Source organism: Winogradskyella litoriviva, assembly GCF_013249065.1.
Lineage (GTDB): Bacteria > Bacteroidota > Bacteroidia > Flavobacteriales > Flavobacteriaceae > Winogradskyella > Winogradskyella litoriviva.
This window is the reverse complement of record NZ_JABRWQ010000003.1, coordinates 423,792-440,898: the sequence shown is the minus strand read 5'-3', so window position 1 is coordinate 440,898 and position 17,107 is coordinate 423,792. Positions and strand designations below refer to the sequence as shown.

Genomic DNA, 17,107 nt, shown 5'->3' with positions numbered 1-17,107 from the left:
TAGAATATGAAAAATAAAGTATTATTTGTTGTAACTATTATTGTAGTTTTCTTATTAGGGCTTTTAGCTTCTAGTATAATAAACAGAAAATCCGAAGCTAAGTACGAATACGTGCCTAAGGTAAATATTGCAGAGAACGAACCACGTAATGAGGTTTGGGGAGAAAACTTTCCTTTAGAGTATCAATCTTCATTACAAACACTCGATACAACTTTTGCATCTTACCAAGGAGGTTCTGCAATGAGAGATGTTTTAGAAGAAGATCCTCGTTTAGTAATTTTGTTTGCTGGTTACGGTTTTTCTAAAGATTATAATCAAGGAAGAGGACATGCTTATGCTATTGAAGATATTCACAATACTTTAAGAACAGGTGCACCAACAGGAAAAGATGATGGTCCTATGCCAGCAACATGCTGGACCTGTAAAAGTCCTGACGTACCAAGATTAATGAATGAAATTGGTGTTGCTGAATTTTACAGTGGAAAATGGGCAGGTAAAGTATCAGAAATTGTAAACCCTATTGGATGTGCAGATTGTCATGATCCAAAAAGTATGAAGCTTCGTATTACAAGACCAGCATTGGTTGAAGCTTTTGATGCTATGGGAGAAGATATTAACCAAGCTACACATAACGAAATGCGTTCATTAGTTTGTGCACAATGTCATGTTGAATATTACTTTGATAAGAAAAAACCAGGAAAAGAAGGTGTACCATATTTAACATTCCCATGGAAAGATGGTATGACTGTAGAAGATATGGAAAACTATTATGATGAAATGGAATTTTCAGATTGGACACATAAAATTAGTAAAACACCAATGCTAAAAGCACAGCATCCAGGTTATGAAACTTTCAAAACAGGTGTGCATGCAGATCGTGGAGTTTCTTGTGCAGATTGCCATATGCCATATAAAAGTGAAGGTGGACAAAAATTCACAGATCACCATATTCAATCGCCTTTAAATAACACATCTAATGCTTGTCAGGTTTGTCATAGAGAAGAGTCAGATAAGTTAATTCAGAATGTTTATGAAAGACAACGTAAGGCAACTGAGAATAGAATAAAACTAGAAACACTTTTAGTAAGTGCCCATTTAGAAGCAAAAAAATGTTGGGACTTAGGAGCTACAGAAGAGCAAATGAAACCTATCTTAACAGATATTCGTCATGCACAATGGCGTTGGGATTATTCTGCCGCTTCACACGGAGCATCTTTTCACTCACCAGTAGAAATTGGTAGAGTTATCGGTAGTGGACTAGTAATTGCTCAAGAAGCGCGTGTTAAATTGGCACGTATGCTGGCAGAATTAGGTCATAACAAACCAATTGACATGCCAGATATTTCTACAAAGGAAAAAGCACAAGAATATATTGGTCTAGATGTTGAAAAACTAAAAGCAGAAAAAGCTGAGTTTAAAAAGAATTTATTGCCAAAATGGTTAGAAGAAGCTAAAGCTCGTGAAGCTAAATTAGACCTTAAAACTGTTGTGTCTTCGGATAAAAAATAGATTACCAAAATTAAAAAGACTTCATGTCATTGAGGTTGTTTAGAAAAATGATGATTCAATTTTTTAAACAACCTTTTTACTTAATACATACTTTATAAATGAAGAAATTATTTCGCTTCTTTGCCTCACCTAGTTTAGCCGTATTATTATTGTTTGTTTTTGCTGTTTCAATGGCAGTTGCAACATTTATTGAAAATGACTTCGGAATTTCTACATCATGGAAACTCATTTACGATGCTTGGTGGTTTGAGTTGGTTATGGTTGGTTTAGCTATTTCATTTTTAGCAAATACCTTCAAATACAAACTTTGGCGACTAAATAAATGGGCGATTTTAATGTTTCATTTGTCTTTCATTATTGTTTTATTAGGCGCTGGGATTACACGCTATGTTTCTTATGGAGGTGTTATGCGTGTAAGAGAAGGTGCAACTTCTAATACCATTATTTCAGACGCTAACTATTTGCATGCGCACTTTTCTAAAGGAGACAACAATAAAGTGGTAAAGAAGAATTTAAGCTTCTCACCATTAACTAATAATGATTTTAGTATTTCAACTGATTTTAATAATCTACCTGTTAAAATTTCATATAACGAATTTGTGGCAGATGCTGTTCCTCAAATTGTTGATGATCAAGCTGACGGAAAACCTATGATTTTAATGGTAGTTTCAGCAGGAAATGGTAGAGAAACGGTTTTTTTAGAAAAAGGAGAAGTTGAAGCTATTGGAGCACATAAACACAAAGTAGGTTTTGATGTCATTGCAGAAGATGTTATTAATATAACGGAGAAAGATGGTGTGTTTAGTATGTATTCACCACGTGATGTTAGTTCGTTTGTAATGGCAACGGAAACAGCGAGTTCATTAAAGAAAGACACTTTGCATACTATACAATTAAGAACTTTGTATCGCGATGGAGATGCGTCTTTTGTACCCATGTCTTACCATCCAAAAGGGCAAATTAAATTAGTTAGTGAAGCCGAAAAACCTAAAGATAATGATGAGCAAAAAGACGATGCTCTTGTTGTAGACGTCACTGTTGGCGATGTTACAGAATCGGTCACTTTGCTTTACAGACAAGGCTTTTTGCCAACTAATCATAAAGTTAAAATTAATAATGTAGATGTGTTTTTGTCTTATGGAGCAGAGCCTATTACAATACCTTTTTCTATTAAACTTAATGATTTTCAATTAGAGCGTTATCCTGGTTCTACAAGTCCTTCGTCTTATGCAAGTGAAGTGACTGTGATTGATGGAGACAAGCAAATGCCACATCGTATTTTTATGAATAATGTTTTAGATTATGGTGGTTACCGTTTCTTTCAAGCAAGCTATGATACAGACGAACAAGGCACAGTTTTAGCTGTAAACCATGATGCTTTAGGTACAAATGTGACTTACTTGGGTTATTTCTTAATGATGATAGGTATGTTTTTTACACTATTCGGAAAATCATCGCGTTTTACTTTAATCAATAAGAAATTAAAAAAGTTAAAAAATACAGCAATATTATTACTCTTTTTAGGACTTTCTTTTAGTACTTATGCGCAGACAGAAGCACCAAAAGAACCCACTATAAATTTACAAACTGTAGAACAGCAGCGTGTAGACGAGCAGCATGCCGAAATGTTTGGACGTATAATGGTTCAGGATTTAGACGGAAGAATAAAGCCTATTAATACATTAGCATCAGAATTTCTTAGAAAGCTATCTCGTAAGTCTTATTTTATATATTCTGAAGGTGGAGAATCTGTTCGTTTTAATGCTAATCAGGCATTTTTAGCCATGCAATCCGCTTCAAATTTATGGCAGTTTATTCCTATTATAAAAGTAGATGAAACTAAAGGAGGTGAATTATTTAAAGGTTTTGATATTTCGGAAGATGGCTTAGTATCATTCACAGGTATGTTAGACGATTCAGGAAAATATGTATTATCCAAAGTTGTTGAAGAAGCCAATCAAAAAAAGCCTGCTGAACGTAATGAGTTTGACAAAGAAGTTCTTAAAGTAGATGAGCGATTTAATATTTTGTTCAATGTGTTTTCTGGTAACTATTTAAAGATTTTTCCAAACGGAAATGACGACAATAATACTTGGCACAGTTATACACATCATTTTAACGATTTTCCTAGTGAAGATGGTGAATTTGCTAAGCATATTATTCCTACGTATTTCAAAGATGTTAATTCTAAAAATTGGGAAGCAGCAAGTGAAAAACTTCAATACATAAAAACGTTTCAAGATGTTTTAGGAGAAGAAATTATTCCGAGTAGAAAACGTATAGAGGCAGAGTTATGGTACAATCAGTTGAATCTGAATTTCTGGTTATTTCAAGTGTTTTTTGTACTTGGTGGTTTATTGTTAGTATTATCTATTGTTAGAATTTTTACACAGAAAAAAGGTATTGATATTTTTTGGAATGTTTTAATTCTACTAACATTAATCAGTTTTCTACTTTTTACAGGTAATATTATTCTACGTTGGTATATAGCACAACATGCACCTTGGAGTAACGGTTATGAAATGTTAGTTTTTGTGGCTTGGGTATTATTGATGTGTGGTTTAATGACGTTTAGAAAATCGGACTTTTCATTACCATTAGCAACCTTATTTTCGGGAGCTTTATTGTTTGTGAGTTACCTAGATTGGTTAAGTCCTGAGATTACTAATTTAATGCCAGTTTTAAAATCATATTGGCTTAAAATACATGTTGCCACTATTGTGAGTAGTTATGCACCTTTAGCCTTATCTGCTATTTTAGGTTTTATGGCATTGTTATTAATGATTATAAGAACAGAGTCGACTAAAGAAGCCATTAATCTTCGTATTAAAGAAATCACATACATTAATGAAATTTCAATGACAATTGGTCTATTTGTATTAGCTGTAGGTACATTTTTAGGCGGTATTTGGGCAAACGAATCTTGGGGAAGATATTGGGCTTGGGACCCTAAAGAAACTTGGGCATTAATTAGTGTAATTGTCTATGCAATTGTATTGCATTTGCGTTTTATACCTGCACTAAAAAGTCGTTATGTATTAAATGTTGCTAGTGTTTTTGCTTTTTCGTCTATAATTATGACGTCTTTTGGAGTTAACTATTACTTATCTGGTTTACATAGTTATGCGGCAGGAGACCCATTGCCAATCCCAACATTTATCTATGTGCTTACTGCTATAGTTATCGTTGTAGCTATTATTGCTTATTATTTTAACAGAAGATTTAAAAAGTCAGTATAATTAAATTTTCTGTAAAGGTGTGTTAACTAAGCGAAATGCCGTGTTTACTCATTATTGATTTATAGAAATGAATTTTCTGGGTAGGTTTGATGTATTAACCAAAACCAATTACTCATGAAAAAAATGACTTTATTTACCATTGCACTATGTTATAATTTAATAGCAATGGCGCAAATTTCAGTAACAGGAATTGTAACTAACGATTCCATTCCTCTAGAATCGGCAAACGTATTTATTAAAAATTCTACTAAAGGAATTGCGACTAATAGTAAGGGTGAATTTAAACTTGAAGCTACAAAAGGAGACACATTATCGGTTTCATATTTAGGTTATAAATCTCAAGAGTTTGTTATATACAAAACAGAACAAATTGAGATTAAGCTTGAAGAGGATAGTTTTGATGAGGTTGTTGTTATTGGATATCAAAATGCTACTAAAATATGGTATAAAGCTGCGTGTGGAGGATACAGTGTTGAAGTATTTCAACTAAAAAATAAACTAATTAAAGCAAACAAACTCTTCCCGAACCCTTCATCTAGTGGTATTTTTCAATTAAAATTAGTTGAAGATTATGAAGAGGTAAAAATCGCGATAGCAAATATGTCTGGACGAATTATTCAAAGTTCGACATTTCAAAAATTTGGAAGCAAAATAGATATAGATTTGTCAGAATATTCTACGGGAATTTATATTGTAAATATCATAGCAGATGATAAACGTTTGGAGCCAATTAAAGCTATTAGAAATTGATAAAAATAAGATTGAAGCAATATCTACTTATACGTAGTTTATCTAAAAGAAAGGTTTTATAGTGAAATATATTTTGAAGGTTGAATAAATAAGTTATTTTTGAGTTAATAAGAAATTACTTATTAATGTATTCTAAATATTTCAAGGTCTTACTGTTTATACTGCTTTATCAATTAAATTATGCTCAAGAAAAAGTTAATGAGTATATACCAGAAGATATTGATAAAATAGAGAATTATCTTAAAAGGATAAATTCTAATTTTATAGATAAAATTGATGGTCCGTTTTCGTCAAAAGTTAAGAAAGTCTTTAAAGATAGAGATGAAAAAGTCTTAAAATCTATAGAGGATAGTAGTTACGTATTTATACCAGAAATAAAGGAACATTTACGTGTTATACTTTCAAATATTTATAGCGCCAACCCTGAAATAGATACTACGGATTTTAGTTTTTTTATTAATCACTCCATGTTACCAAATGCTGCCTGCTATGGTGATGGTATGTTTCAAATTAACTTAGGTTTGTTTACCACATTAGAGTCTGATGACGAATTGGCATTTGTTATTTGCCACGAGATAGCGCATAAATATTTAGAACATTCTTTAAAAAATGTTTCAAATGTTATTGCAACAATTAATTCTGAAGATACCAAAAAGAAAGTTAAGGAAATAAAAAGGCAGAAATACGGACAAACAAGGGCTGCAATGTCTGTTATAGATAATTTAAGTATTGATATTTTAGACCATTCTAAAGAGGTTGAAGCAGAAGCAGATTCATTAGGATTTGTGTTTTTTTCTAAGACTAAATATTCTAAAACTAAAGCGTTAAGTTCTTTAGATAAATTAAAGGCGGATGATGACGATATGTTTTTAAATCACCATGTAAACATTGATAGTGTATTTAATTTTGAATCTTATCCTTTTAAAAAATATTGGTTAAAAGAGACGGTCTCCATTTTTGATTCGGAAGAAAAAATAAATGAATTTAAACTTACTTCAGATACATTAAAAACCCATCCAGAAATTGAATTTAGAATAAATAAGCTAAGAGAAGATTTTAGCATCAAAGATGAATTGGTTACCGATACGCAAACTGAAATCAACAAAATTAAAAAGATTGCAAATCCTCAAAGTATAAAAAGTGCTATTGATTTAAAGTTATTAGACTTGGCCATTTATCAGTTAATAGAAAGGTTTCAAAATCAGCAAATCACTTCAGATTATTATTATAACACAATGGCAAAGGTGTTGAAGTCAATTTATGAGGCCAAAAAACAACATCATTTAGGGAAATATGTTCCTCAAATAAATAAGTTTTCAGATGAAAAACAACTCAATACAATCCGTTTGTTTTTGCACAACCTAGAACTTAATGAAACTAAAAAAATAGGATGGGCATTTTGCCAAACGCAAAAAGATATTTTATTGTCTAACGATGAAGGAGTCATCGTTTATAATTTTTTTGAATCCATTAATCAATAATATAATAAAAATGAAAAAACTATTTTTTATCGTACTAGTAAGTGTTATTAGTTTAAGTGTATATGCACAACAAAAGTCCTTAAATGAAATCACATCTTTTAAGATTAGAAATTCAGGATCATTTATAGATAACAATAATGATGTAGATGGTTATTATTTTTATTATGAGGTAGATAAGTTAAAAAAAGGCAAACGAGAGTATGCCATTAAAATGTTAGATAATAATCTTAATGATATAGCCACAAAGTCTTACATAGATGATAAAAGCACAGTGCTTGTTCAGAGTAAATTTAACAATCAGTCCCTAATGTTTGCTATGGTAAACGTAAGAGAAAAATTTTACAAACTTGTATCATTTGACAAACAAGGTAACAAAGGAGATGATATTAAAATTGAAGTTTCAAATAAAGACGTACGTTGGTTAAGTTATATGATGAAAAGCGGAAACTTTAATTTACTATTTCCGGTAGATGACAATGGTTTTCTTTTTAATTATGTTAAGGATAATAAAAAAATAGGATATGGATTAAAATATATTTCTACTAATAATGGTAAGTCTTGGGACTATAATTCTCCAGAAGAAGCAAAGGAAATTATGTCTATAAACCCTATTGAAGCTAATGAAAAAGTTGTTGTAGCATTAGAAACTTCAAAAAAAACAAAATTATCGTCTACAATAGATATGAAAATTATTGTAATTGATATAAAAACGGGTAAAAAACTTTTTGATAAAGATTTTAGTAGAGAAGACAATCCAAGGTTAATAACAAACGCATTTCTTACAAAAGAAAATAATTTGGTTCTTTTAGGTGAGTACTTTAAAAAGGGTGACAATGTTATTAAAACTAAAAGTGAAGGATTGTTTGCCCAAGTAGTAGATTTGTCTGGTAATATGATATCTGATGTAAAAGCAGATTGGGAAAGTAAGATTAATAAAATGATGCCACCAGATTCAGATGGTAAGAAAAAGAAGAATACTTATGTGTATTTTCACGATATTATCCGTACACAAGATGGGTCTTATTTTGGTATTGGAGAAAAATATAGAAAAACGGTAAGTTTAAAGGGAACATTGCTGACTGGTCAAGTAGGTAGTGGAATGACCCAGTTGACTATAACAGATGCCGTGTTTTTTGAATTTGATGAGAATTTTAATCTAAAGGAAATTCATCAAATAGAAAAAGGTAAATCTAGAGCACCAAACTTAGCTGATTTTGGAAGCCCACAACTAAATGCACATGTACTTAAAAATTTAGGTGCTTTTGATTACGAGTTTACTCAAATTGATAAAGATAGGGATCGTTTCTATGCTACTTTTATTGATTATGAAAGATTAAAAGGTGAAAAAAATAAATTAGCTTTTAAATCAATTATTTATAATGATGGTGCTTTAACTGAAGATAAAATTTACTTAAATAGATCAACAGGTAAAGTTAAGTATAGAGTTCTACCAGCAAAACTGGGTCATGTAATGATATTAGAATATAATAGAAAAGAAAAAACGTTAGATATTCATTTAGAAAAATTAAACATTGAATAATTGTCGTTATGATATAAAAGGCTGCCAATTGGTAGCCTTTTTTTGTTGTATTACTAGCTAATAATAACCATCTTTGTAGTAATGACAGGAACAGTATATAAATCTACAGGTAGTTGGTACACTGTAAAAACCATGAATGGTAAATTCTATGAATGTAGAATAAAAGGCCGTTTTAGGTTACAAGGCATAAAAAGTACCAACCCTATCGCTGTTGGTGATAAAGTAGACTTTGCATTAGAAACAAAGAATAATACTGAAACAGGTGTTATTAATCGCATTGAGGAACGCAAAAATTATATTGTACGTAAATCAGTAAATTTATCGAAACAAACTCATATTATCGCAGCAAATATTGATCAGGTATTTTTATTGGTCACCATTGATAATCCACCAACATTTACAACCTTTATAGATCGTTTTTTAGTTACTGCAGAAGCCTATTCTATAAAGACCATTCTATTATTTAATAAGGTAGATACATATGATGAAGAAACATTGCTAGAGGTAAAATATTTATCTAGTATTTATAGAACTATTGGTTATGAATGTATAGAGATTTCTGCAACTACAGGCAAAAATATAGATAAAGTAAAAGCTTTAATGGAAGGTAAGGTGAGTATGTTTGCAGGTCACTCAGGTGTAGGTAAATCTACTTTAGTCAATGCCATTGAGCCTTCATTAGACTTAAAAACAAAAGCCATTTCTACACAACATAGCCAAGGACAACATACTACAACCTTTGCAGAGATGTTCGATTTAAGTTTCGATGCTAAAATAATAGATACACCAGGAATTAAAGGTTTTGGTGTTGTAGATATGGAAAAGGAAGAAGTTGGTGATTATTTTCCTGAGTTTTTTGCACTAAAACAAGACTGTAAGTTTAATAATTGTATTCATGTAAACGAACCAAAATGTGCAGTAAAGGATGCATTAGAGGCTAATGAAATTTCGTATTCTAGATACAAAAGCTATCTTCAAATTTTAGAAGGTGAAAACGAACATTATAGAACTGATAATTACGATAATGAATGAAAACTGTAATACAAAGAGTATCTGAAGCTTCAGTTGTAATTAATAATGCTAAAGTGGCATCTATAAAAAAAGGGCTGTTAATTCTTTTAGGTATTGTTAATGAAGATACAGAAGAGGATATTAACTGGTTGTGTAATAAAATAATTAACCTTCGTATTTTTCCTGATGAAAATGGTGTTATGAATACCTCATTGAAAGCTATTGATGGCGATGTAATTTTAGTAAGTCAATTTACACTTCATGCAAGTACAAAAAAAGGAAACCGTCCAAGTTATATAAAAGCGGCAAAGCCAGATGTTGCAATTCCTTTATATGAAAAATTTAAAGAGACCTTACAAATTGCATCAGGTAAAGCTATACAAACAGGTGAGTTTGGTGCAGATATGAAAGTGAGTTTATGCAATGATGGCCCTGTAACTATCATTATAGATTCTAAAAATAGAGATTAATGGCTTCAGTTTTTGGTCATGGTTTTGTTGCATATACCGTAGCTAAAGTTATAGATTCAAAATCTAATCGGTTACTTTTATTTTTGGCTATTGGTTCTGCAATTTTACCAGACATAGATGTTATCGCTTTTAAATTAGGAATAGCTTACGCGCATCCATTTGGTCATAGAGGCTTTACCCATTCTATTTTATTCGCTATACTTTGGAGTTTGTTATTGGCTTTTTCTTTAGGTAAATCTAGAAAACTAATATTTACAATAGTCTTATTTTTAGCTACTATTTCTCATGGACTTTTAGATGCTATGACTACTGGAGGGAAAGGTGTTGGTTTTTTTATTCCTTTAGATAATTCTAGATATTTCTTTTCATTTAGACCTATAAAAGTTTCTCCAATTGGTGTAAAAGAGTTCTTCTCAGAATGGGGAATTACTGTTATTCTCAGTGAATTTCAATATATTATTGTGCCATGTTTTATTATATTGACTGTTCTTTTTGTGAGCAAAAAAGTAAATTCTTAAAGGAAAGTACAGTTATACAATGCGTTAGAATTACTAAAAAAGACGAGATATAGGAATTTTATGACAAAAATCATATGCAGAATAAAATTTACTTTTTATATTGTAGCACCTAAAAAAAACTATTTTCTACACATGCCACAAATAAAACCTACGCTTGTTTCCTTTTTTTTACTTATTTCTATTTTTAGCTTTTCACAATCAACAGATGTTTATAGTGCATTACTTGTTCCTGTAGAGTTAAAAGAAAAGGCAAATGCGGTTGTTAGATTTCAGAAAAAAACAGTCCATATTTTAAGTATAAATAAGATAAAAGTTACCAATAAACGAATTACAACGGTATATAATAAAAGTGGAAAACGACATGTTAATGCTGTTGCTTATTATGATGGGACTAGAGATATCCAAGAAATGCAGGCTCTTATTTATAATGAGTTTGGAGAAGAAATTAAAAAAGTAAAAAAGAGAGATTTTGTGGACGTCAGTGCTGTGAGTGATTTTTCAATTTATGAAGATGACCGTGTTAAATATTTAGATTATGTTCCTTTAAAATACCCATATACTGTTGAGTATACGTCTGAAATAATTTATACAAGTACTGCTTTTTTTCCAAATTGGTATCCTATTGACGGGTATTATTTGGGTATTCAGCATTCGGAGTATGAGATAATTAATACAGCAGGAGTTGAATTTAAAACAAAAAAAGAAAATTTTGGTAATTACAATATTCAAGAAGTGTCTGAAAATCATTTTGTCGCAGATAATATCAAAGGAATAAAATATGAAGCTTATACACCAGATTTTCAAAATATGATTCCACATTATAAAGTTGCACTCAAAAAATTTGCAATGGTTGGTGTTGAGGGAGATAATAATGATTGGAGTGACTACGGAAAATGGATGTATGACAAATTATTGACAGGTACAGATAATATTCCAGAAGAAACAAAAAATCATGTCAAACAGCTTACAGCAGGAGTAGATGATAAGATAGAACGTGCCAAAATAGTATACAAGTATATGCAAGATAAAACACGCTATATAAGTATCCAAGTTGGTATTGGTGGCTGGAAACCTATGTTCGCTAATGATGTCGATAAATTAGGTTACTCAGATTGTAAAGGATTAACTAATTATACCAAAGCATTATTAGAAGCGGTAGATGTGCCGTCATATTATACTTTAGTTTATGGAGGTAGAGGATTAAGAGATATAGATAGTGAGTTCTCTACAGCTCAAGGAAATCATGCTATTTTATGCGTTCCAAATGATAATGAAAATATTTTTTTAGAGTGTACCAGTCAAACAAATCCTTTTGGATTTACCGCAGGTTTTACAGATGACAGAAAGGTATTGTTGGTAAAACCAGATGGCGGTGAAATTGTTCATACAAAGATTTATGGTGTAGATGATAGTGTTCAAAGAACAACAGCCAATATACAAATGGATGCAACCGGTAGTTTTTCTGCTGAAGTAAGTATTGAGACTACAGGATTTCAATATGATATTCATCAAGGAATAGAGAACAAAACCAAAAGAGATCAGCAATTGCATTACAAGGAGTATTGGGATAATATCAATAATTTAACAATTGATGATATTAATATTATAAACAATAAGGATGATATTGTTTATAACGAGAACGTTAAGTTGTCTTCTGTAAATTATGCTTCAAAAAGTGGAACACGCCTTATATTTCAGCCCAATATTTTTAATAAAGTGACCACCATTCCACCTCGATACACAGAACGTAAATTAGAGTTTAAAATTGACCGTGCGTTTAAAGATATTGACGAGTTTATAATTCAACTTCCAGAAGGTTTAAAAGTTGAAGCTATGACGGATTCAAAGGAAATTAAAACCAAGTTTGGCAGCTACAAATTTAAACTTGAAGCTTTAGAGGATAATAAAATAAAATATACGAGGACTTATATTCTATTAAAAGGCAACTATGAGAAAGAAGATTATAAAGCCTTTAGGGCTTTTAGAAAACAAATAGTTAAGAACGATAAAGCAAAAATTGTTTTAGTGAATATTTTATAACTTTTTAAGCATTTAAATAAATACAATTAGGTAAAAATCAAATTAATGAAACATTTTTTAAATACTATTATTTTAGCAGTTATATGTTTAAACTCAATAAATAGCCAAAATTATAAGTTTGGGGAAGTCTCAAAATTAGAGTTGCAAGAAAAAATATATCCAATGGATTCATCTGCTAATGCTGCAATCTTATATAGAAATGAGAATGTTAGTTTTGAGTACAGTCAAAATAACGGTTTTACTCAGGTAAAGGAAGTTATTATGAGAATAAAAATATATAATAAGGAAGGGCTAGATTGGGCTAAAGAAAAAATATATTTATATAAAGGAAATTCAGGAAGCGACCAGACGGTAAAAGGTATTAAAGGCTTTTCTTATAATTTAGAAAATGGGAAAATTGAAAAAGTTAAATTAAAAAATGAAGGTATTTTTACTGAGAAAGCAACAGATTTATACTCTATATGCTCTTTTGCTTTGCCAAATGTAAAAGCAGGCTCTATTATAGAATATAGGTATATAAAAAGATCACCATTTATAGAAATAGATGATGTGGAACTTCAGTTTAGTATTCCAGTAAAAAAACTTGATGTGAAAATTTCAACACCGCAATTTTATAGTTTTAAAAAGATTTTAAATTCTAAGGCATTTTTTATACCTAACTATACTGAAAAGAAGGAATATAAAACAGCAAATATTTCTCAAAGAGTTTCAAATAATACACCAACATCTGGAATAAATCAATTAGGAAACGGCTCAACAATATCTCAGAAGAAAATATCTTACTTTGATAACGTTATTTTAATGTCCGAAGCAAATATACCATCATTAACAGCCGAGTCTTATTCGGGTAGTATTAATAACTATAAAGCTAAGTTAAGTTTAGAATTAGAAGCAAGATTGTCAAAAGAAGGAATCGTAGAAAAATCTTATGCAACAAGTTGGGAAAAAGTTTCAAAGACTATTTATGATAGCCCTAATTTTGGTGGTCAATTAGTTGGTTTTAGCATTTATAAAGACGATTTAGATGCCGTTTTAGCCGATGTAACAAATGATTTTTTAAAAGCCTTTTTAGTTGAAAATTTTGTAAAATCTAAAGTAAAATGGAATGGTAGTTATGGAAAATATGCTCAAAATGGAATTAGATCGGCCTATAAAGAGGGTAAAGGAAATGTTGCTGATATTAATTTAATGGTAGTATCAATGTTACGTTCTCATGGTGTAAATGCAAACCCTGTTTTGGTAAGTACCAGAAATAATGGGATTCCGCTTTTTCCTACAAGAGAAGGATTTAACTATGTGATTTGTAGCGTTGAAAAAGATAACCAAATGTTATTGATTGATGCTACGGAACAAAATAGTTCTAATAATATATTACCCCAACGTGTACTCAATTGGCAAGGTAGATTAATATATGATAACAAAGAATCTAGATGGATTAATTTGCAGCCTAGTAAGTTATCTTCAGAGTCTTCAATGTTAAATGTCACTATCAATGAAGATTTAACACTTGCAGGTAAAGTTGCAAAAAGTCTTACTGATTATTTGGCTTATTTTTATAGAGACCAATATAGTAATATGTCTAATGAAGATCATATTAAATCTTTAGAAAAAGATAAAGGTGATATTGAAATCAGTGAATTAAATATTGAAAATGTTAAAAATATTTCAGAACCAATTAAAGTTAATTATAAGTATGAATTGTCAGATGGAATAGATGAAGTTGGTGATAAACTTTACATTACACCTCTTTTATTTTTAGCGACTAAAGAAAACCCTTTTAAGTTAGAAGATCGTTTTTATCCTATAGATTTTGTAATTCCTCAGTCAGAAAAAAGCATGGTAAATATAATGCTACCTGAAGGTTATACCGTTGAATCCTTACCAAAATCAGAAGGTCTAGAATTTAAAGATTCAAATGTAACATTCACATATCTAATTAAACAAAATGGAAAATACCTCCAATTAAAAGCCCAATTAGATATTAATAATCCGCTTATTCAGCCAAATGATTATAAAGAGTTCAAAGATTTTTTTAGTAAAATTATCGAGAAGCAGGCAGAACAAATTATTTTAATTAAATCTTAACTCTAAAGCTATATTCTATTAAAATTAAACAATCAATGGAATAATGAGACCTTGAGAGCTTATAGAAATCAAATAGCACAACAAACTAAAAATAGTATAAATGTGATATTAACTTTTTTTGTTGTGTAATTATAAAACAAGTATGTCTTAAATACAATATCAGTACTTTATGAAATCACTATTTATTTTTTTTACAATCGTATTCGCTTTAAGTTTTGGTAATGCTCAAAACTTTAACTTTGGCAAAGTCTCAAAAGCTGAATTACAAGAAAAATTTCACTCAAAAGATTCAGCAACATCCGCTGCTATTTTATATAGAAATGAAACTGTCAATTTTAGGTTTGTAGCCAATCAAGGTTTTCAGCAAGAGAGAAAAGTACATCAGCGCATAAAAATTTATAACAAAGAAGGTTTTGATTGGGCAACTCACAAAGTGTATTTGTACAAAGGAACAGGTCAAAAAGAATCTTTATATGGATTAAAAGGTTTTTCATATAATCTTGTTAATGGTAAAGTTGAAAAAGACAAATTAAAAAGCGATGGAAAATTTGTGGAAGAGTATAGTGAGTATACTGATGTAAATTCTTTTACATTACCAAATGTTAAAGAAGGTACAGTTATCGAATATCAATACACAATAACTTCAAGTAGATATGATTTAGATGATATAATTTTTCAGTATAGTATTCCTATAAATAAATTAGATATTAGGATTGCTACACCAGAATATTTCATCTATAATAAACAATATAATTTTCAAGCTAGTTATTTGCCAAAATTAGTTGAATCTACTCAAAACACTACAGTTCCGTTTGATTATAAGATTAATATTTCAACTATAGATGAAGTTGATATTCCCGCATTAAGAGAAGAAGCTTACTCTGGTAATTATAACAATTATAGAAGTAAAATGGCTATGGAGCTTACAGCATATTTAAATGCCAATAAAGTTATAGAAAAAACATTTTCATCTTCTTGGGAAGAGGTTTCTAAAACCATTTATAAAAGTGAAAATTTTGGAGGGCAGTTAGGAAAGTATAGTATTTATAAGGATGATTTAGAAGCTGTTTTAGCAGGTGTTGAGAATGATTTTGAAAAGGCAATTTTAGTTGAACGTTTTGTAAAATCTAAAGTTAAATGGAATGGAAGGTATGGAAAATACGCTCAGAACGGAGTACGTTCTGCATATAAGAATGGAGAAGGTAACGATGCCGATATTAATTTAATGGTAATTTCTATGTTACGTTCTCAAGGAGTTAAGGCAAATCCAGTAATATTAAGCACTAGAGATAATGGTATACCTCTATTCCCTTCTCGTGAAGGATTAAATTATGTAATTTGTAGTGTTGAAAGCGATGGAAAAATGCTACTAATTGATGCAACTGAACAATATAGTACAAATAACATTTTGCCTCAACGTGTGCTAAATTGGCAAGGTAGATTAATAGAAAATGAGAATGTCTCTCGTTGGATAAATATGAAACCAAATAAAAAGTCTGTGGAGTCTACAATGCACAATGTTACAATAGAAGATGATTTTACGGTTACAGGAAAAGTTGCAAGCAATCACACAAATTATGTAGCGTATTTTTTTAGAGACAAGTATGCTACAATGACTAGTGAAGACCAGATAAAATCAATAGAAAAAGACAAAGGTGCTATAGAAATTAATGAACTTGATATAAAAAATATAAAAGATGCATTTAAACCTATATCGCTTCGTTACCAATATGAATTATCAGATGGTATAGATGAAGTAGGAGATAAAATCTATTTTGCTCCATTGTTGTTTTTTGCAATAAAAGAAAACCCATTTAAATTAGAAGAACGTCAATATCCTATAGATTTTATAATACCTTATACAGATAAGTACTTGGTGAATATTAAATTACCAGAAGGTTATTCTGTAGAATCTTTACCTACTTCAATGGCATTAGAATTTAATGATGCCAACGTAAAATTTACATACCTCATTAAACAAAATGGTGGTTTTTTACAATTAAAAGTGGAATTAGATATAGTTAATCCATTAATTTTGCCAAAAGATTACAAGGATTTTAAAGACTTTTACAGTAAAATTGTCGAAAAACAAGCCGAACAAGTTGTATTAACAAAAGCCTAATTATGGATATAAAAAACGCGCAAAAGGAAGTTGATAATTGGATAAAAGAACATGGTGTCCGTTATTTTAATGAGCTTACTAACATGGCGCAGTTAACAGAAGAAGTAGGGGAAGTTGCACGCATTATTGCAAGACGTTATGGTGAGCAAAGTGAAAAGGAGAGTGATAAAGACAAAGATTTAGGCGAAGAACTTTCTGATGTTATGTTTGTGGTGTTGTGTTTAGCAAATCAAACTGGTATAGATTTACAAGAAGCTTTTGATAAAAAGATGGATAAAAAAGCAAAACGAGATCACAATCGTCATCATAGTAATGATAAATTAAAGTAGATTTGCAATCAAT

At 30.4% G+C, this 17,107-nt stretch carries 12 protein-coding genes; all 12 read left to right on the top strand.

The genetic code is table 11. The features are described from left to right. Positions 1-6: 6 nt before the first annotated feature. The gene (gene nrfA, locus HNV10_RS08450) at positions 7-1,509 is read left to right on the top strand and encodes an ammonia-forming cytochrome c nitrite reductase (RefSeq protein WP_173300898.1); all 1,503 of its coding nucleotides are present in this window, start codon (positions 7-9) and stop codon (positions 1,507-1,509) included. A gap of 98 nt (positions 1,510-1,607) precedes the next feature. Continuing rightward, positions 1,608-4,748, top strand: coding sequence for a cytochrome c biogenesis protein CcsA (gene ccsA, locus HNV10_RS08445; protein ID WP_241695475.1), 3,141 nt, complete (start codon positions 1,608-1,610; stop codon positions 4,746-4,748). Positions 4,749-4,862: 114 nt separating this feature from the next. Then, positions 4,863-5,498: a carboxypeptidase-like regulatory domain-containing protein gene (locus HNV10_RS08440; protein ID WP_173300897.1), complete on the top strand. Its 636-nt coding sequence runs from the start codon at positions 4,863-4,865 to the stop codon at positions 5,496-5,498. Between the two features lie 125 nt (positions 5,499-5,623). Next, entirely contained in the window at positions 5,624-6,979 is a 1,356-nt protein-coding gene (locus tag HNV10_RS08435) for a M48 family metalloprotease (RefSeq protein WP_173300896.1), read from the top strand. A 10-nt stretch (positions 6,980-6,989) separates the two neighbouring features. Next, entirely contained in the window at positions 6,990-8,519 is a 1,530-nt protein-coding gene (locus HNV10_RS08430; protein ID WP_173300895.1) for a DUF6770 family protein, read from the top strand. Positions 8,520-8,600: 81 nt separating this feature from the next. Beyond that, complete coding sequence (gene rsgA / locus HNV10_RS08425) at positions 8,601-9,551, top strand: ribosome small subunit-dependent GTPase A (protein ID WP_173300894.1); 951 nt, start codon at positions 8,601-8,603, stop codon at positions 9,549-9,551. Further along, positions 9,548-10,000 (top strand): D-aminoacyl-tRNA deacylase, encoded by a 453-nt coding sequence (gene dtd, locus HNV10_RS08420; RefSeq protein ID WP_173300893.1) that lies wholly within the window; start codon positions 9,548-9,550, stop codon positions 9,998-10,000. Before rsgA ends, dtd begins: the two co-directional genes overlap by 4 nt. Then, complete coding sequence (locus HNV10_RS08415) at positions 10,000-10,518, top strand: metal-dependent hydrolase (RefSeq protein ID WP_173300892.1); 519 nt, start codon at positions 10,000-10,002, stop codon at positions 10,516-10,518. Before dtd ends, HNV10_RS08415 begins: the two co-directional genes overlap by 1 nt. 132 nt (positions 10,519-10,650) lie before the next feature. Then, entirely contained in the window at positions 10,651-12,558 is a 1,908-nt protein-coding gene (locus HNV10_RS08410; protein WP_173300891.1) for a DUF3857 domain-containing protein, read from the top strand. A 45-nt stretch (positions 12,559-12,603) separates the two neighbouring features. Further along, positions 12,604-14,643 carry a transglutaminase domain-containing protein gene (locus tag HNV10_RS08405; RefSeq protein WP_173300890.1) on the top strand — a complete coding sequence of 680 codons (2,040 nt, stop codon included), beginning with the start codon at positions 12,604-12,606 and terminating at the stop codon, positions 14,641-14,643. A gap of 169 nt (positions 14,644-14,812) precedes the next feature. Continuing rightward, the gene (locus tag HNV10_RS08400) at positions 14,813-16,765 is read left to right on the top strand and encodes a transglutaminase domain-containing protein (protein WP_173300889.1); all 1,953 of its coding nucleotides are present in this window, start codon (positions 14,813-14,815) and stop codon (positions 16,763-16,765) included. A 2-nt stretch (positions 16,766-16,767) separates the two neighbouring features. Beyond that, complete coding sequence (locus HNV10_RS08395; RefSeq protein WP_173300888.1) at positions 16,768-17,094, top strand: nucleotide pyrophosphohydrolase; 327 nt, start codon at positions 16,768-16,770, stop codon at positions 17,092-17,094. Positions 17,095-17,107 lie beyond the last annotated feature (13 nt).